Origin of the sequence: Exiguobacterium sp. s181 (assembly GCF_018617125.1) — a bacterium.
Lineage (GTDB): Bacteria > Bacillota > Bacilli > Exiguobacteriales > Exiguobacteriaceae > Exiguobacterium > Exiguobacterium profundum.
In genome coordinates this window covers 947,796-965,206 of record NZ_JACSJM010000001.1, presented here as the reverse complement: position 1 = coordinate 965,206, position 17,411 = coordinate 947,796, and the positions used below count along the sequence as shown (strand labels likewise).

The 17,411-nt window shown below is 46.3% G+C and carries 15 protein-coding genes and 2 tRNA genes; 3 read left to right on the top strand and 14 right to left on the bottom strand.

The genetic code is table 11. From position 1 onward, the window contains the following. Window positions 1-41: 41 nt before the first annotated feature. From pstA to KNO70_RS04900, 9 genes are all read right to left on the bottom strand, one after another. Window positions 42-953 carry a phosphate ABC transporter permease PstA gene (pstA, locus tag KNO70_RS04940; protein ID WP_214684021.1) on the bottom strand — a complete coding sequence of 304 codons (912 nt, stop codon included), beginning with the start codon at window positions 951-953 and terminating at the stop codon, window positions 42-44. 1 nt (window position 954) lies between these two features. Further along, the gene (gene pstC / locus KNO70_RS04935) at window positions 955-1,899 is read right to left on the bottom strand and encodes a phosphate ABC transporter permease subunit PstC (protein ID WP_012726614.1); all 945 of its coding nucleotides are present in this window, start codon (window positions 1,897-1,899) and stop codon (window positions 955-957) included. An 83-nt stretch (window positions 1,900-1,982) separates the two neighbouring features. Beyond that, window positions 1,983-2,921, bottom strand: coding sequence for a PstS family phosphate ABC transporter substrate-binding protein (locus KNO70_RS04930; RefSeq protein WP_214686957.1), 939 nt, complete (start codon window positions 2,919-2,921; stop codon window positions 1,983-1,985). Between the two features lie 153 nt (window positions 2,922-3,074). Continuing rightward, on the bottom strand, window positions 3,075-5,138 hold the full coding sequence (locus KNO70_RS04925) for a peptidoglycan D,D-transpeptidase FtsI family protein (protein WP_078147131.1): 2,064 nt from the start codon (window positions 5,136-5,138) through the stop codon (window positions 3,075-3,077). 157 nt (window positions 5,139-5,295) lie between these two features. Then, window positions 5,296-5,904 carry a superoxide dismutase gene (locus tag KNO70_RS04920; RefSeq protein WP_012726617.1) on the bottom strand — a complete coding sequence of 203 codons (609 nt, stop codon included), beginning with the start codon at window positions 5,902-5,904 and terminating at the stop codon, window positions 5,296-5,298. A gap of 84 nt (window positions 5,905-5,988) precedes the next feature. After that, complete coding sequence (locus tag KNO70_RS04915; RefSeq protein ID WP_214757435.1) at window positions 5,989-7,461, bottom strand: alpha-amylase; 1,473 nt, start codon at window positions 7,459-7,461, stop codon at window positions 5,989-5,991. A 112-nt stretch (window positions 7,462-7,573) separates the two neighbouring features. Next, a tRNA-Ile gene (locus KNO70_RS04910) sits at window positions 7,574-7,647 on the bottom strand. A 7-nt stretch (window positions 7,648-7,654) separates the two neighbouring features. Next, a tRNA-Met gene (locus KNO70_RS04905) sits at window positions 7,655-7,728 on the bottom strand. A 105-nt stretch (window positions 7,729-7,833) separates the two neighbouring features. Further along, entirely contained in the window at window positions 7,834-9,477 is a 1,644-nt protein-coding gene (locus KNO70_RS04900; protein WP_214811341.1) for a Na/Pi cotransporter family protein, read from the bottom strand. 180 nt (window positions 9,478-9,657) lie between these two features. Here KNO70_RS04900 and KNO70_RS04895 point away from each other — a divergent pair, with 180 nt between their 5' ends. Further along, the gene (locus KNO70_RS04895) at window positions 9,658-10,113 is read left to right on the top strand and encodes a hypothetical protein (protein ID WP_214811338.1); all 456 of its coding nucleotides are present in this window, start codon (window positions 9,658-9,660) and stop codon (window positions 10,111-10,113) included. Between the two features lie 13 nt (window positions 10,114-10,126). Here the strand turns inward: KNO70_RS04895 and KNO70_RS04890 are convergent, their stop codons facing one another. Further along, window positions 10,127-11,827 carry a methyl-accepting chemotaxis protein gene (locus KNO70_RS04890; protein ID WP_214757439.1) on the bottom strand — a complete coding sequence of 567 codons (1,701 nt, stop codon included), beginning with the start codon at window positions 11,825-11,827 and terminating at the stop codon, window positions 10,127-10,129. Between the two features lie 212 nt (window positions 11,828-12,039). Here KNO70_RS04890 and ispG point away from each other — a divergent pair, with 212 nt between their 5' ends. Both ispG and KNO70_RS04880 read left to right on the top strand, forming a co-directional pair. Then, window positions 12,040-13,161 (top strand): flavodoxin-dependent (E)-4-hydroxy-3-methylbut-2-enyl-diphosphate synthase, encoded by a 1,122-nt coding sequence (gene ispG / locus KNO70_RS04885; RefSeq protein ID WP_012726622.1) that lies wholly within the window; start codon window positions 12,040-12,042, stop codon window positions 13,159-13,161. 75 nt (window positions 13,162-13,236) lie between these two features. Continuing rightward, window positions 13,237-13,821, top strand: a complete 585-nt coding sequence (locus tag KNO70_RS04880) for a hypothetical protein (RefSeq protein ID WP_078147136.1) — start codon at window positions 13,237-13,239, stop codon at window positions 13,819-13,821. A gap of 31 nt (window positions 13,822-13,852) precedes the next feature. On the opposite strand, the gene KNO70_RS04875 is transcribed toward KNO70_RS04880, so the two are convergent. The 4 genes from KNO70_RS04875 to KNO70_RS04860 are packed head-to-tail and all read right to left on the bottom strand — an operon-like array spanning window position 13,853 to window position 17,310. Next, a complete protein-coding gene (locus KNO70_RS04875) occupies window positions 13,853-15,241 on the bottom strand; it encodes an NAD(P)H-hydrate dehydratase (RefSeq protein ID WP_214730492.1) in 1,389 nt (462 codons plus the stop codon). Between the two features lie 35 nt (window positions 15,242-15,276). Continuing rightward, on the bottom strand, window positions 15,277-15,702 hold the full coding sequence (locus KNO70_RS04870) for a Fur family transcriptional regulator (RefSeq protein WP_012726625.1): 426 nt from the start codon (window positions 15,700-15,702) through the stop codon (window positions 15,277-15,279). Next, window positions 15,695-16,552, bottom strand: a complete 858-nt coding sequence (locus KNO70_RS04865; protein ID WP_012726626.1) for a metal ABC transporter permease — start codon at window positions 16,550-16,552, stop codon at window positions 15,695-15,697. The genes KNO70_RS04870 and KNO70_RS04865 overlap by 8 nt, the downstream gene beginning before the upstream one ends. Further along, a complete protein-coding gene (locus KNO70_RS04860) occupies window positions 16,549-17,310 on the bottom strand; it encodes a metal ABC transporter ATP-binding protein (protein ID WP_214730490.1) in 762 nt (253 codons plus the stop codon). The genes KNO70_RS04865 and KNO70_RS04860 overlap by 4 nt, the downstream gene beginning before the upstream one ends. Window positions 17,311-17,411: the final 101 nt, after the last annotated feature.

Below are 17,411 nucleotides of genomic sequence, written 5' to 3'. Positions count from 1 at the left end.
CATCATCTCGAGCTTCCTCCTCATTCATCTGCAAAAAAGACTTAGTGTCGATTTGTATATTTGTTTCGAATATAGATGGCAACCGAGTTCATCGCGATGAGCATCGTCATGAGTACGATAATCCCTGCTGCTGCTAAGTTTTGGAACTCTGGTTGTGGTCGACTCGTCCAGTTATAAATCTGGATCGGGAGGGCCGTGAAGTCAGAGAAAATGTTACTCGGTGTCGTTGAAATGAATGTTGCCGCTCCGACCATGATGAGTGGAGCCGTTTCACCAATCGCACGAGAAACCGCTAGGATAATTCCCGTAATGATCCCTGGCAACGCCGAAGGTAACACGACGTTAAATGTCGTCTGCCACTTCGATGCCCCGAGCGCTAGCGAAGCGTGTCGTAATTCCATTTTGACTGCTCGTAGCGCTTCCTGTGAGGCCACGATGACAATCGGCAAACTCATGAGACCGAGCGTCAAGGCACCGGCCAGAATCGAGTTCCCTAATTCCATGACTCGAACGAAAATCGTCAATCCAAGCAACCCGAATACGATTGACGGAACGCCTGCCAAGTTCGAAATGTTGACTTCAATAAACGAAGTCATGCGATTTTTCGGAGCGTATTCTTCCAAGTAAATTGCCGCTCCAACACCGATGACAAACACCATCGGTACGATCAATAGCATGAGCCATAACGACCCAATCAACGCAGGATATAATCCAGCCTGTTCAGGACGGCGCGACGGGAAGTTGCGTAAGAAATCGAGATTGACCCACCCTGCCCCTTTGGACACGATGTCATAAATCAATGTCGATAAGACAACGAGTGCAAAGACGAGTCCCGCCAAAAAGATGTACTTAAATATTTCATTCAATTGTAAACGTCGTTTAATTCGTTGAGACACGGTCTCACGATTCATCAAGTTCTTCGTATTCTTGAACTCACTGTTCGGTAAAGCCATATTAGTACTCCTCTCTGAAGCGGCGCGTCACCCAGTTTGCGAATAAGTTCATCAATAAGGTAAAGACGAACAACAACGCACCGACCGCATAGATACTGTAATATTCGATTGTGCCGTAACCTGCATCACCTTTTGCGATTTGAACGATATATGCTGTCATCGTCTGAATTGCATTGAGCGGATTGAACTCGAAGTTTGGCTGTGAACCACCAGCGATCGTTACAATCATCGTCTCACCAATCGCACGGCTCATACCGAGAACGATAGAGGCAATAATCCCAGACGTCGCTGCAGGCATGACAACTTTCGTCGCCACTTCAAGACGTGTCGCACCTAAACCGAGCGCACCGTCCCGAATTTTCTTCGGAACAGCACTCATTGCATCCTCAGAAATCGAGGCAATCATCGGAATAATCATAATCCCGACGACAATCCCTGGGCTGAGTGCATTGTAAATTTGAAGTCCTGGGATGAGTGCTTGCAAAATCGGTGTAATGAATGACAAGGCGAAGAAACCGAATACAATCGTCGGCACACCGGCCAACACTTCTAGAATTGGTTTCAACACACGTCGTGCCCGTTCAGAGGCGTATTCACTTAAGTAAATCGCAGACGCCAAACCGAGTGGGACGGCTACAATCATCGCAATCACAGTAATTTGGAGTGTTCCCATCACAAGGGCCCATACCCCGAAGCGCTGATCTGCACTAAGCGGGTACCATTCTGTCGATCCTAAAAATTCTGCGACAGGGACTCGTTCAAAGAACTTGAATAGCTCAAAGCCTAGTGTGAACGCAATACCAATGGTCGTGACGACCGATACGAATGCGCTCAAGAATAATAAGAACGGCATGATTTTATCAAACACGTTCGTCGTACTATATTTCTTTTGTTTATTTTGTTGAATCATCTCTCGAATCGAAAGCTTGTTGTTCGGTTCATTCATCTCGTGTATCGCTCCCTACCTCTTCATACTAGAAAGCATGGCGAGAAGGCGAGACCGTGTCTCACCTTCTGCCACCTATCATCTTATTCTCCAGCGATTTCGTCTATCATCTTCATGTTTTCGTCGTAACGGCCTTGTTCCATTTTCACGTAACCGACTTCTTCAGAAAGATCGGCTGCATTTTCGTTCATGAAGCGTGCGAAGTCCGCAACCTGCTCTTTGTCTTTCAACGAAGCGTTGTTGACGTACGTGTAAATCTCACGTGAGAGCGGATAAGACAAATCGTTAATCGTGTCATGTGTTGGCTCAACGCCCTCAACATTTAATGCACGAAGTGTGTCTTTGTTCTCAAGGTAATATGCGAATCCAAAGAATCCGATTGCTCCCTCTGTTCCGGCTACACCTGTGACGAGTACGTTGTCATCCTCTGACAATTGCGCATCTTGACGAATATCTGTTTCATTCAATACTTTTTCGTCGAAGAAATCGTAAGTTCCGGAGTCTTTACCTGGTGCGAAGAATGAGATCTCCTCATCTGGCCAGTCTGAGCGAACGTCTTTCCACGTCTTGATGTTCGTGTCCGTCCACATCTTATTCAATTCTTCAATCGTGATATCTTGTGCCCAATCGTTCGCTGGGTTTACAACGAGCGAAAGTCCATCAAGTGCAACTGAGAGTTGCGTGAATTCCACACCGTTTTTCTCAGCTTCGGCTGCTTCTTCTTCTTTGATTTCACGTGATGCGTTTGAGAAGTCTGTCTCTCCCATCACGAAACGTTTGAAGCCACCACCCGTACCAGAGACACCGACTGTCACTTCAACTTCTGGTTGTTCAGCTGAATATTCTTCTGCGACTGCTTCCATGATTGGGAATACAGTTGATGATCCGTCCATGACGACTTTTCCTGAGAGCGCATCGCCGCCTTCAGCAGCGCCACCTTCTTCATTGTTCCCACAAGCAGCACCTACGAGTGCGACTGAAGTGATTGAAGCGAGTAAAGCTGATTTTTTCATCCAAGACATTTGTGACGTCCTCCTTGAGTTTGCTTTGATTTTTGTTGTGGATTTGTTGTTCTGTCCTACAATTAATATCCTAATGAACTTCTATTAACGAGAAATAAACGGAACGTAAAAGAATTGTAAAGACAAAAAAAGAAGTCACCGAAGTGACTTCTTTTACTGAAGCATTGCATTGACATCTTCTAAATTAAAGTAAGCTTTCATGATGTCGTGTGCGACCCGCGTGTTGATTCCTTCCGCCTCAAGTCCAGGCATGATAATTGCCCAGGCGATTTCCGGGTCATCGAACGGTGCCCAACCGACATGGTTTGAGTTCAATGTCTTGATCGGTTCTCCGTTCGCATTTCGTTTCGCCTGACCGTCTGCGCCCTCCGCAATCGCTTGGGCAGTTCCGGTTTTACCTGCAGCCGTCATACCGGTCTCCTGTAAAATGCGAGACGAACCGGAAGAAGATTCAACCCCTTGACGATACCCTTCACGGACCCGCTCGATATATTCATCCTGGATATCGACTTTATTCAACGCATTCGGTTGGAACGTGCTCACGACTTGCTTGTTGTTCTCATCAAGCGAACCTGGCTCAATGATTTCTTTTAGCAAGTGTGGTTGGACACGATAGCCACCGTTCGCCAATGCTGACGTATATTGCGCCAATTGAATCGGAGTATAAGAAATATACTGTCCAATCGACATATCCATCAGAAGTGTGACACGGTCCGGGATACTCCGGAATCCGGTCGACTCGAACGGTAAGTCAATCCCTGTCTCAATTCCGAGACCGAATTGTTTATAGTAGTGTTCCATCGTTTCAAACGCCTGCGTGACATTTTCTCCGACAATTTGACCTGTCGAGTAATAATCAGCCAGACGCAACGCAATTTGGAACATATAGATGTTCGATGACATCGCAAGTGCATCTAAGTCGTTGATGTTCCCCATATTTCGGTAGGAAGCTTTCACTGACGAACCGATTCGAATCGGTGCATCATAAATATATTCTCCCGGTTTGACGACGCCTTCTTCAAATCCATAGGCGACCGTCGCCCCTTTGATGGTTGATCCGATTTGGCTGGCACGAAGCACCGTACCGGTCGACACATCCTTGAATTCGTTCGTTTCCAAATCGAGTTCTTGTCCAGACAGAGCGAGCAATTCACCCGTTTGCGGATTCATGACGACCGCAAACGCTCGGTCGAAATGAGGACTTCCAGAGCGTCCTGCGCGAATCGCCTTTTTCAAGATCTCATCGACTTCTTTTTGGAACTCGATGTCGGTCGATAAGACGATATCTTTCCCTGGATTCCCACTCACTCGTGTCGGTTCACCTACCGGTTCCCCTTTGTACGTGGTGAACACATCATAGGCCGGCGTTCCACGAAGGACATCTTCATACTGTTGTTCCAAGTATGAGGTACCGACCCGGTCGTTCAACCCGTAACCTTTCGCTTGATAAGACGCACGTTGTTCCGCCGGAATTTGACGATAACTTCCCAGGAAACTTTTGAACGTCTCATCATACGGATAGTCCCGTTGATAGTACGGTTCGACACTCACCCCAGGCAACTGCTCTAAGTTCTCTTCGATGACCGCCATCTCTTTCGGGCTTGCACCGATTTTGATGACCTGTGGGTCGAGTGCATAGCCGCTCTCCATGTTGTGTTTAATGGCGATGATTTCTTCTGTCGCGTCATCAAACGTGATCTCTTCTTCTGTAATCGAGTCAAGCAAGAGTCGGTCCACGTCTTGGTTAGACAATGCGGCCCGCTCCTCTTCCGATAATTCTTCCAATAGCGCTTGAGTCCGTTCTTGCGCCAATTCCGGATTCGTTGCAATCCAGTAATCCTTCCGGTCTCGCTCCGTCATTTTGCGGTCTTCTTTCGGAATGTCGACGATTTCCGCCAACTTTTTCGCAACGTCCAACCGTTCATCCGTCTTTGTCACTTGAGAGCGACGATACATGACTGAGTAGTTTGAAATCGTATCCGCCAGTACTTGACCGTTCCGGTCGTAAATTTTCCCTCGCGGCACTTCATATTTAATTTTACTCGACTCCGTTTTCTGTACTTCCCGAGCAATCAATTCACCATTCACGATTTGGACGACACCTAACCTAAAAATGAGGGTCGCGAATAGAATGAAGACGATGAAAAATAGTAAATTCAAGCGTAACGGTAAGTGGTTTCGCCGTTTTTTCGGCACTTTTACCCGATTTTTAGCCAAATCCGTTAACTCCCTCCACGTTCATTTCCTTCTATATTATAGAGGACAGGAATCCCTGTCGTTTTGTCCGATTTTCACTATATCATAATTTGTTTACAAATTAATGAAAACCATAAAAAAACCCGAGATTCATATCAGAACCTCGGGTAAGACAAACTTATTTTGCGTCAGCGTACAATGTCGCCACATAATCCCAATCGATGACATGGAAGAATGCGTTGATATAGTCAGGACGACGGTTTTGGTAGTTCAAGTAGTAAGCATGCTCCCACACATCAAGACCGAGGATCGGTGTAACACCTTCCATGATTGGTGAGTCTTGGTTTGGAGTAGACGTGACTTCGAGTTTACCATTTTTCACAACGAGCCAAGCCCAGCCTGAACCGAAGCGAGTTGTTGCAGCTTTCGTGAATTCGTCTTTAAACCCATCGAAGCTACCGAACGACTCATCGATTGCAGCAGCGAGGTCGCCAGACGGAGTACCGTTCTCATTTTTCTTCAAGAGCTTCCAGAAGAACGAGTGGTTCCAATGACCGCCACCGTTGTTGCGGACAGCTGTTTGAATGTCAGCAGGAAGCGAATCGATTTTTTGAAGCAAGTCTTCGAGTGAAGAGTACTCCACATCTTTTCCTTCGAGTGCATTGTTTACGTTCGTGACGTAAGTGTTGTGGTGTTTCGTGTGGTGGATTTCCATCGTGCGTGCATCAATGTGTGGTTCGAGTGCATCATATGCGTAATCAAGTTGTGGTAATTCAAATTTAGCCATTACTAAAATCCCCCTTAAAAGTGTTTTGAACAACGTTCGTCTTAAATGTAACAGATATGTGACGGTCGACTCAATTGTAATGCTTTATTCAACATCTTCTTCTGGCAATGCCCAAACTGAAATCGACCCCGCCGACACTTTAAATACCCCAAATCCTTCTTCATCAATCTCAATTCGATTATTCAATGTATTCGTTAAATCGACCCATGTTTCACCGGCACGTTCTTCCCCGACAAACATTCTCTTTTGAGATTCATCAGAAGTTGAAATGAGGACGGCACATCCGGAACGTTCGATTTCCTCCACACCTTTTCGTACCCACCCGATGACGTTTGCATCATCAAAGTAATCATCCTGCTCCCCGTACGCTTTCTCTCGGCGTGCATACAGAAGCGTATCAATGGCGAGCTTCATCCCATCAGTCGGGTGAGGACCGTCTATACCGTAGTAATCGCCATAGAAGACACATGGATAACCATCTTTACGAAGTAAGACGAGACCATAGGCGATTTGCTTGAACCAATCTTTCACCCATGACTCAAGCGCCTCCTCGGGTTGTGAATCGTGATTATCTACGAACGTCACGGAATGAAGCGGGTGTGACTGAACGAGCGTATCATCAAAAATGGTTCGCATGTCAAACGCGGCCCCTTCCTCTGAGGCTTGATGTAATTTGTAATGGAGTGGGACATCGAATAAATCGACATGGTAATCGATGTTATCGAGAAATTCACGACAGGCATCAAGGTCAGATTTCCAAAACTCGCCGACAAAATAGAATTGGTCACCTTTCTCTTCCCGCATCGTCTGACTGAACTCTTTTACAAAGTCATAGTTGATGTGTTTAATGGCGTCAAGACGGAATCCATCACATTTCGTCTCTTCGATGAACCATTTCCCCCAATTCAACACTTCTTCGCGCACATCGGGATGGTGGTAGTCGATGTTCGCAAACATTAAATAGTCATAGACACCGAATTCATCGTCGACGTTATCGTTCCATCTTTTGTTTTCTCCAACGATAAAGAAAATACCGGAACGATCAGTCGCCGCATCATAATCCGTTCCGTTAAAATGTGTGAAATCCCATTTAAATGAAGAATATTTCCCATCACGAGCTTCATAATCAAATTTTGTCCACCCTTCGATTTCAAACGCTTCATCCGAGAGGACTTTCGTACGGTCGTCGGGATCGACTTCTAACACTTCAAACTTCTCGGTCGCATCCGCCCCGGCTTTATGATTCATGACGACATCCATATAAATCTGCATCCCAAGTTCTTGTTGACAATAGGTCGTTGCTTCAAGTAGTTCTTTTTTCGTTCCATATTTTGTGGCAATGGACCCTTTTTGATCGAACTCGCCCAAATCATATAAGTCATAGATTCCATAACCGGTATCTTGATCACTTTGCCCTTTTGTGACAGGTGGTAGCCATAGCGCAGTGATTCCTGCTTTATTTAAGTCGGCTGCTCTCTCCTTTAGTCGCTTCCAATGCTTTTGATCTGCCTCGACATGCCATTCAAAAAATTGCATCATGGTGTGGTTTCGTTCCATTTTGTCCGCCTCATTTCATATTTTTCAAAAAACAAAATGCTAACGAGTATTTACCCAGCAATTTTAAATTGAAAACAAAAAGCGACGTTCACAATGTGACGTCGCTTACGAATGGACCCTGTAGGACTTGAACCTACGACCGGACGGTTATGAGCCGTCTGCTCTAACCAGCTGAGCTAAGGGTCCTTATAAATAGCGGCGGAGGGAGTCGAACCCACGACCTCACGGGTATGAACCGTACGCTCTAGCCAGCTGAGCTACACCGCCATGTTGTTATACAGTAATAATATACTGAATATGTCCTAGAGTGTCAAGGAGTATTCCTTGCCAAATAAGAAAAGCACCCCAAATTTCATTTGGAGTGCTCCTGATTTATACGGTTACTTCGTTTGCATCTTCGAGTGTGATTTCCGTGATGTTCATGGCATGGTCACCGATTCGCTCCAAGTTCGAGAGCATATCAACAAAGAACATACCTGCTTGCCCATCACAAGCACCTGTGTTCAAACGAACGACGTGGTTCTTACGGAATTGACGCTCGAGCATGTCGAGTTTCGCTTCCATTTCAATGACTTTACGTGCTTCAACCATGTCGCCGCTAGCCAACGTCTGAAGAGATTTCTCTAACGTCGCACGTGTGAGGTCGTACATTTCAGTCAATTCTTTTTGTGCATCTGCCGAAAGTGTCACTTTCGTAGCTGTCTTATAATCAATCAACTCAATGATGTTCTCAACGTGATCACCGATTCGCTCGATATCGTTGATGGCATGCATGAGCGTTTTGTGCTCCTGTGACTCTTGTTCCGTCAAATCAACGGCAGCCAACTTCACGAGGTAATCTGTAATCTTCGCATTCAACGAGTTCAATGCTTCTTCGATATGTGCCGACTTTTCAGCGTGCTTCTTGTCGCCAGTCGTCAAATAGTTGCGTGCTTCATCAAGACCAAGTTTTGCGAAATCTCCCATACGGATGACTTCATATTTCGCTTGCTCGACTGCAATCGAAGGCGACTGTTGAATGAAGATCGGATCTAAATGTTGTGCTTTCGTATCAACGATTGAGTCTTCACCTGGGACCAATTTCGTCACAATCCAAGCAATCGTTCCGATGAACCAGAACTGGATCAATGTGTTGACGACGTTAAACGTACCGTGTGCGAATGCAATTTGCATCTTATCTTCGATTGCTAAGAGATTTGTGATCCAATAGATATAGTTTGTGAACGGAACTAACAAGATCATAAAGATTGTCGTACCAATCAAGTTAAAGATGACGTGTGCCGCTGCTGCACGACGTGCGGCAACTGATGCACCAATCGATGCCAAAATCGCCGTGATCGTTGTTCCGATGTTATCACCGAACAATACCGGTAAAGCAGCACCTAAATCGATGGAACCACCAGCATATAGTTCTTGCAAGATTCCGATCGTCGCAGACGATGATTGAACAATCACGGTAAATACTGTACCAACGATGACACCGAGGAACGGATTGTCACTCATTGATTGCGTCAAGTCGATGAAATATTCGCTTGAACGAAGTGGTTTCATCCCACTTCCCATCAATTCAAGTCCATAGAACAACATCCCGAAGCCAAAGAAGATTTGACCGAGGTGTTGTAATTTTTCTTTTTTAAAGAAGAACAACAATACTGCACCGATTGCAATGATTGGAAGCGCATATGCACCAACATCGAATCCGATGATGAACGCCGTCACCGTCGTACCGATGTTCGCCCCCATGATGACCCCGATTGCTTGACGGAGTGTCATGAACCCGGCGCTAACAAGTCCGACCGTAATGACGGTTGTACCTGAAGATGATTGAATCAATACTGTCACAATAATCCCGGCGAGTACACCGAGGAATGGATTCGTTGTATACTTATCAAGGATGTCGCGCAGGCTATTCCCTGCAGACTTTTGGAGTCCGTCTCCCATCGATTTGATCCCGAAGAGGAAGATCCCTAGACCTCCAAAAAACATGAATAACATTTCTTGCAAATTGTATTCCACGATTTTTGTACTCCTTTTAATTAAGAATTGGTTGGATTTGCTTGGTTTTTAATGCCCTACTCATTATGCCTTCATCGGCAGTATCATGTAAACACGTTTAATGTAAAAGTTTTATTAAAACACTGTACCATTATTTTAGATTATCGGCTTACTGTAATATAACAGATTGGAGTTTTTAGTATGCTCTCTACCATTTTGACTTTTCTTCAAACGAGCCTAGTCCCATCGAAACGCGCACTTCGACTTCGTCTAGCTCCGCTCCATGCCTACATGGGCGCCACATTCATCTTAACTCTCGTCATTACCATACTAGACTTTTTCGTGATTCGTCCTGACTTTTTCATCCCGATGTGGCTATTCTTGCACGGCTTCGCCATCTTCTTCTTCTATTTGATTTGGGTTGCACTCATGGCATTCTATGTCCAACTGTTTACGAAAATCTATTCAAAGAACAAATGGGCTTATCGTCAAGCCTGGCCATATGCTGTGGCGATGACACTCATCCCAACCTTGTTATTGGTCATCTTCTATCATTTGAATCCCGATTTCCTGACCCTCGGCTTTATAATCGGTCTCGGCTATATCAGTTTTCCGCTAACAAAAGTACCACAACCAAAACAACGTCGGGCCTCTTGAGCCCGACGTTGTTTTATGTTGGTGACAGTTCCTTTAGCGTCTGATTCAATGCTTCACTTTGGTCTCCAAGATTCGTTCCCGCGTCTTGAAGGGCAAGCTGAACATCTGACCAGCGATCGACACCTGTATTCAATTCAATCAATTTTCGTTCAAGCAATGAACTGATTTCGCGCAATTGTTCATTCGATTCCATTAAATGAACCAGCTGCTGGCCCGTACTCGATGTATGGACCGTAATCGCTTGAAATTCGTCAAGCTGTACTTTTATCTCACGATCGATGGTTTCAATTCCTGACTCGACACGACTAACGGCATCTTTTAAATGGTGAACTTCTTTAATGAAGTCATTAACTTCAGATAGCAGGTCCGTTCGTTCTGTGTTTAATGCTTCGATGGCACTGACCGCTAAAAGCGTCGATTCGTTTGTCATCTTCGCCAAATTCCCAACTTCACTGGCAACGACAGCAAATCCTTTGCCGTGCTCTCCTGCTCGTGCCGCTTCAATCGATGCGTTTAACGATAACATCTTTGTTGCCGCCGATACGGATAAGATACTTTTCAGCGCAACATCTGCCTTCGAAGAATTCGTCTCACTCTCAAGAAGTCGTCTCTGAATCGACTCCACTTGTTTCTCGACGTAATCACTCACGTCTCTTACAGAAGAGAACGTCTCAAGTTCTTCATGTAAAATAGACTTCAATTGATTCCCTCGCTCGTCCACACTCGTGATTTGCTGTTCAAGCGCTTCGATTTGTCGCGTCACATCTTTCATTTTAGATGTAGAGCCGTTTGTCACCGATTGATATGAATAGCTCGTCGATTCAACCGTAGCCGCCACTTCCCGAAACTGCTCCACCTGTTCGTGACTGTTACGTAATTCTTGTTTAAAGACAGGTAAGCTTTGATTGAACGCCGTTGCCGTTTTTCCCATCATGGACATCGATTGATTCCAAAGCGTGATGAACGCGTTGAACTCTGTTTCTAACATATGAATCTCTTTTGACTTCGATCCAAGTGTGACATCATCGAATCGGCGTGATGCCACGGCACTTCGTAACGAATCAGCCAACACACTGAGTGGTTTCACTTCACGGTGAATCAACCGTGTGAAGAGGACCATCACGCCAACCATCGCAATCAATACGATGAAGGCGATATGTTGGCGTAGCGAACTCATCGGACCCAAAACTGATTCTTTCGTAACGACAAGGACGTAATCCGCTTTTAGTTCAGGTATCGGGACAGAAGCCACTAATAACGTTTCAGTTTCTTTCACTTCCGCTTCAGAACTGTTCGACAACTTGCCGATCAATTTCTCTGTCGCTATGCTTTCCTTCCCAGTCAGCTGTTCAATTGCTTGATCACGCACTAAAAATTGTGCCGCATCAAACTCATCCCCCGATAAGATTGAAGCCTGTTGCATATAGGCTGACTTCAGCGAGCGTGCCAACTGTTTCTCATTCGCAACGTAGGCACTATATGACGTTTTAATCGATTCTCGCATGACAGTGACTTCTCGCATGAGCCGTTGCTCGATTTCTGATGCCAAGAGTTGCTCAGATTTGATTGCGAACCACCCGAATGTGAGCGCGAAGACGAGTAAGACAATTGGCATGAGCGTCCACTGGAGTCGGTTGGCCAATTTAGGATACTGACGTGCCTCGTGCAACGGTCTCTTCCACTTGACTGGATTTTGTTTAAAGTTCCACTTCACAGATGCCACCTCTTTTTCTAATCTCGCCTATATATCGGTCTTGAGACGGTGGAAAATTATGAAGTAGATGTTAAGATAGCGTTAGAGTTTGTAAAGAGCACACATCCGTCACGCATCCTAGATGCTTTTTCACATTCTTTTCGTTATGATAATGAAGAAACCCTATCATCTTAAATCGATTGGATTCTTTCCAAAAGAAGGAGATTACGTATATGTCAGAAATTTTGCATCGTTCATTAACACGTCCGGTCCGCGTCGGTAACTTGATTATCGGAGGATCGAACGAAGTCATTATTCAATCTATGACCACTACGAAAACGCATGACGTCGAGGCGACAGTCGCCGAGATCAAACGTCTTGAGGAAGCTGGTTGCCAAGTCGTTCGCGTGGCTTGTCCAGACGAACGTGCAGCTGACGCACTTGCAGAAATTAAGAGCCGCATCAACATCCCGCTCGTCGTCGACATTCATTTCGACTACAAGCTTGCTTTAAAAGCCATCGAAAGTGGCGTCGATAAAATCCGGATCAACCCGGGTAACATCGGCCGCCGTGAGAAAGTAGAGGCCGTCGTCAACGCGGCGAAAGCAAAAGGGATTCCAATTCGAATCGGGGTCAATGCCGGTTCATTAGAAAAACAATTCCTTGAAAAGTATGGATATCCGACCGCGCAAGGTATGGTCGAGAGCGCGATGCACCACGTGAAGATTCTCGAGGATCTCGGCTTCTATAACACGATCATCTCGCTCAAAGCTTCAGACGTAAACCTTGCTCTTGAAGCATACACACTCGCTGCGAAGACGTTCGATTACCCACTTCACGTCGGAATCACAGAGTCAGGTCCACTCTTCTCCGGTTCACTCAAATCGGCTGCTGGACTCGGTGCGATTCTGTCTCTTGGAATCGGTTCAACGGTTCGAGTTTCACTTTCAGATGACCCGGTGGAAGAAGTAAAAGTTGCGAAAGAAGTGCTCAAGTCATTCGGACTTGCGGCAAATGCCGCGACTTTGATCTCTTGTCCGACATGTGGACGAATTGAAATTGATTTGATTTCGATTGCAAAAGAGGTAGAAGAATACATCCAAAACATCAACGTCAACATTAAAGTCGCTGTTCTCGGATGTGCGGTAAACGGACCAGGTGAGGCTCGTGAAGCAGACATCGGAATCGCAGGCGCACGTAACGAAGGACTTCTCTTCCGTCACGGAAAGATTATCCGCAAAGTGCCTGAGGCGACGATGGTCGAAGAATTGAAAAAAGAAATCGATGCGATCGCCGCTGAAAAAATGGCGGAACGTGAGCGCGAAGAACAAGAGCTCGCAAACCAATCAAATTAATGAATCTCATGCCCGTACGGTTGCAACCGTACGGGTTTTTGATAGAATAGAGGGCATGTGAGGAGGAGTGATGAGATGCGAATCGGCATTGATTTGGATGGAACCGTTACAGATCCTAAAAGTTGTTTTCTATATATGAATGAATCACTCGGCTATTCAATTGACTATCATCGTGCGACCGAGTACGAGTTACACACGTATACGACGATGGAACAACATGAATTTTGGAAGTTTATGATTGAAGAGGGGCATGAAGAAGCGATTTACCGTCGTTCTCTTCCGCACTCTGATGTGTTGGATGTGTTATGGGAATTAAAGCAGCAGCATCACCTGCACTACGTCACGGCCCGAAGTGAGGCGGTTCGACCGGTTACGGAAGAATGGATCAAACAGCATCGCTTGCCACTCGATTCGTTGGTCATGACCGGTTCTCACGATAAAATCAATGTCGTCAAAGACTTGTCACTCGAACTGTTTATGGAAGACCGGTATGAGAATGCCATCTCGATTCATGAAGAAACGTCAATTCCCGTACTCCTATTCGACGCACCCTATAATCGTAAGACGTTACCAGAGGGCGTAACTCGCATTTCGACATGGCGTGAGGCGCATTACCATGTCGCGCAATTGGAGAAACAAATCGTTCTACAGCAACGTTAAAAGGCAAGCCCGACGCAATCGGGCTTGCCTTTTACATTCGTCCGAGCTCTTCGATTAAATCGCTTGCGAGTACACTTGCGGGGTGTATCGTCTGGCTAATCGACTTGGCAGCGAGCGCATGCCATAGCACCGCTTGCTCGTTCGGTGACGAAGGTTTTTCTTTTCTAGCCCATAGCGCCAGAAGGATGCCAGTCAACACGTCCCCACTTCCACCTTTCGCTAACGCCGACGCTTCAACAGTATTGACGGCACCTGTTCCGTCAGGTGTGACGATGAGCGTATACGTGCCTTTCAAAATCAAATGGACCCGGTGTCGTTTCGCGAACTCACAAGCGATGGAGAAGCGGTCTGCCTCAATCTCTTCGACCGATTTACCGGTCAATCTTGAAAATTCACCTGGATGCGGTGTAAGCGTGAGCGGCCCCCGAGTTTCCAGTCGTTTCGTCGACAATGCCCCAGCATCCAAAATGACAGGACAGGGCTGCTGTTTCGCGTATTGCCAGATGAGATTCAAGGCCTCCCCTTCGACCATTCCGGGACCGATGGCCAGTGCATCGTACGATTGTTCCACCACATCGGTGTGTTGCTGATACATCGCTTCAGGTAATGTTGAGATGAGCGGGCTCGCTTCGCGTGGAATGGATAGACGCAATAAGCCAATGCCAGAACGAGTTGCAGCACGACCACCCAAGAATGGTGCACCGAGAAAATGACGACTCCCTCCGATGAGCATCCCATGTCCATATGTCGTCTTATGGCTGAATTGATCACGCCCCAAAAGAGATCGATCGAAATCAGTTTCGGTCAACACCTTCCAATCGGATGTATGCGGGAGTCCGATATCAACCCGTTCCACTTTGCCATAGAACGGAGCCGTCCGATTTAAGAATGTCGAACGCTTGAAACCGTGTAACGAATACGTATATGTCGCCCGAATCGCCATGTCATCAAAGTCACGAGTGTGATCACTCGGTATGCCTGACGGTACGTCAATCGAGATGACCGGCGTCGATTGATGATTCACCCATTCAATCACTTCCCGCGCGTGACCAGTCACGGGACCGGACAATCCGACACCGAACAGGGCATCAATGATGACATCTGTTTCAATCGGCCGCTCCACAAGGTGAACAAATGCGGAGGCGTAGGAAGCGTGTATTGCAGCCGCCTCAGACTTACTTTTCCCTAACGGTGACCATACGATGACCTCATGCCCTCTCATAGCAAGTTCTCGAGCGACGACCCAACCGTCCCCACCGTTGTTGCCCGTCCCACAAATCACCAAAATGGTAGCCTGCGATTCAATTCGAATGTGAGGCACAATCGCCGAGGCCGCTCGCTCCATCAACACCTCTTCGGGCATCCCATTTTGAATCGCTGTGCGATCAATCTGCTTGATTTCAGCAGCTGTATAGATCATCTGACCTCCCCCTTCGATACAAAAAAGGGATTGAATCAAATCAATCCCTTTTGCTTACATTCTTTACAATACCCATATATCTCAAATTTATGATCGACCACTTCAAATTCAGGGTCGAGCGCCTCTACGAAGCGCATCGGACATAAATCGAGCAGTTTCGTCTTCCCGCAGCTCCGACAGATCAAATGATGATGGTGATGTGCCGCACTGCAGGTGACTCGAAAGGATTTCTCACCATCGAGTTCCGTCGCTTCAAGTAACCCTTCTTCCGCGAACGACTTCAAGTTGCGATATACCGTGTCAAAACTCATCGTCGGATGTTTGTCTCGCATGTACTCGAGTACTTCCTTCGCACTGATATATCGATCTTCTTCAGAGAGATAAGCATACATTTCAAGACGTTTCGGCGTCACTTTTAAAGAAGATGCACGCAGACGATTCAATTGTTCAGTCTCATTCATGTTGTACCTCCTTTTTCTTGAAACTCATGACTTTCTCAAGTGCCATGACGGCTGCTAAAATACCGACCGCAATCAATACGATGACACCGCCTGGAGCGACATCGAGATCATACGCAAGGACGAGCCCACCAATTGTCGCGACCTCTCCGAAGATGATGGACCAGAGAATGGTCTGTTTGAAGCTCGATGTAAAGCGTAGCGCCGCTGCGACGGGTAACGTAATCAAGCTTGATACGAGAAGCGTTCCGACAATTCGCATGCTGACGGCAATCACAAGCGCTACGATGAACATGAATAACAGATGAAGCATCGTACTCGGTAATCCCGACACTTTTGCCTGCTCTTCATCAAACGATAAGAACAACAACTGCTTATAGAAGATAAAGATCACAAGAAACGTCAAGACGGCCACACTGACAATCAATGTGATGTCCGACTGACTCACGGCAGAGATCGACCCGAACAAGAGTGTGGACAAGTCGACCGAGAATCCTCGCGATAGCGAGATAAAGATGGCACTGAGTCCCATTCCTGCGGACATCATGATCGGAATGGATAGTTCCTGGAAGTGCACATATTTCCCTCGAAGCCAGTTGAGCCCTAACGCCGCCAATACAGAGATGAGCGTTCCCATATAAAGGGGGTTAAGATCAGCGAATAGAGCGATATATTGTCCGAGAAATAAACTGAATGAAATTCCGGCAAGCGTCATGTGTGACAATGCATCGGCAATCAAGCTCATCCGTCTCACCACGATAAATGAACCGATGAGCGGTGCGGTAAACCCGATCACAAGTGCCGCAATGAACGCATAACGTAAAAAACTATATGTCCAAAGATCTGTGATCATGTCGTTCCCTCGTGAACAAGTACTTTAACAGGATAAGGTTTGATGGATGATGCGAGTTCTCCGAGCTCGCTGTATTCTCTCAGTCCACAATTACATGCCAATCGTCCGCGGTCGAGGTGGACGACTTTCGTGACGAGGTCGGTCACCACGTTTAAATCGTGGGTGACGAGGACGAACGTACAAGTCGTATGTTCACGAAGCATATGCAAGACTTCATAAAAATCTTGTAAGTGTTTTTGGTCCACACCGACGGTCGGCTCATCGAGAATCAATAGATCAGGTTGGTTGACCATCGCTCGGGCGATAAAGACGCGCTGTTGTTGTCCTCCGGATAGATCTCCAATTTTCCGATGACGATACTGCCACATGTTGACTGTTTGTAACGCATTTTGAATCGCTGCCTGGTCTTCCATCTTCAAACGTTTGAATAAACCGAGACGTCCATATCTACCCATCGCGACTACTTCTTCGACGGTAACCGGGAATCCCGAGTTAAAGGAAGCCGCTTTTTGGGAAACGTAACTGATACGAGACTTGTCTTTAAACTGCGAAATGGGCTTGCCGAACAATTCGACCGACCCTTTTTGCGGGTTCAGTAATCCAAGAATGGTTCGAATCAAAGTCGACTTCCCAGAACCGTTTTCTCCGACGATTGCGACAAAGTCCCCTTGCCGAATATCAATCGATACGTTTTGTAAGGCCGGTGTCCCATCATAGAAATAAGACACCTCGTTTAATTTGACGACAGATGTAGTCATCTAATCCCTTCTCTCATATGTTAAATCGTAATCATTTCTACTTTCTAGGCGTTTGTATTATACAGAATATTACGCACACCTTCAAGCAAGACTGGTTTCAT

Coding starts and splice junctions, on each gene's coding strand:
- KNO70_RS04880 (WP_078147136.1), top strand. CDS start 13,237: ATGCGAATCGGCATTGATTTGGATGGAACCGTTACAGATCCTAAAAGT.
- KNO70_RS04915 (WP_214757435.1), bottom strand. CDS start 7,461: ATGGAACGAAACCACACCATGATGCAATTTTTTGAATGGCATGTCGAG.
- KNO70_RS04870 (WP_012726625.1), bottom strand. CDS start 15,702: ATGAATGAGACTGAACAATTGAATCGTCTGCGTGCATCTTCTTTAAAA.
- KNO70_RS04895 (WP_214811338.1), top strand. CDS start 9,658: ATGCTCTCTACCATTTTGACTTTTCTTCAAACGAGCCTAGTCCCATCG.
- KNO70_RS04920 (WP_012726617.1), bottom strand. CDS start 5,904: ATGGCTAAATTTGAATTACCACAACTTGATTACGCATATGATGCACTC.
- pstA (WP_214684021.1), bottom strand. CDS start 953: ATGGCTTTACCGAACAGTGAGTTCAAGAATACGAAGAACTTGATGAAT.
- KNO70_RS04860 (WP_214730490.1), bottom strand. CDS start 17,310: ATGACTACATCTGTCGTCAAATTAAACGAGGTGTCTTATTTCTATGAT.
- KNO70_RS04875 (WP_214730492.1), bottom strand. CDS start 15,241: ATGATCTATACAGCTGCTGAAATCAAGCAGATTGATCGCACAGCGATT.
- ispG (WP_012726622.1), top strand. CDS start 12,040: ATGTCAGAAATTTTGCATCGTTCATTAACACGTCCGGTCCGCGTCGGT.
- KNO70_RS04865 (WP_012726626.1), bottom strand. CDS start 16,552: ATGATCACAGATCTTTGGACATATAGTTTTTTACGTTATGCGTTCATT.
- pstC (WP_012726614.1), bottom strand. CDS start 1,899: ATGAATGAACCGAACAACAAGCTTTCGATTCGAGAGATGATTCAACAA.
- KNO70_RS04930 (WP_214686957.1), bottom strand. CDS start 2,921: ATGTCTTGGATGAAAAAATCAGCTTTACTCGCTTCAATCACTTCAGTC.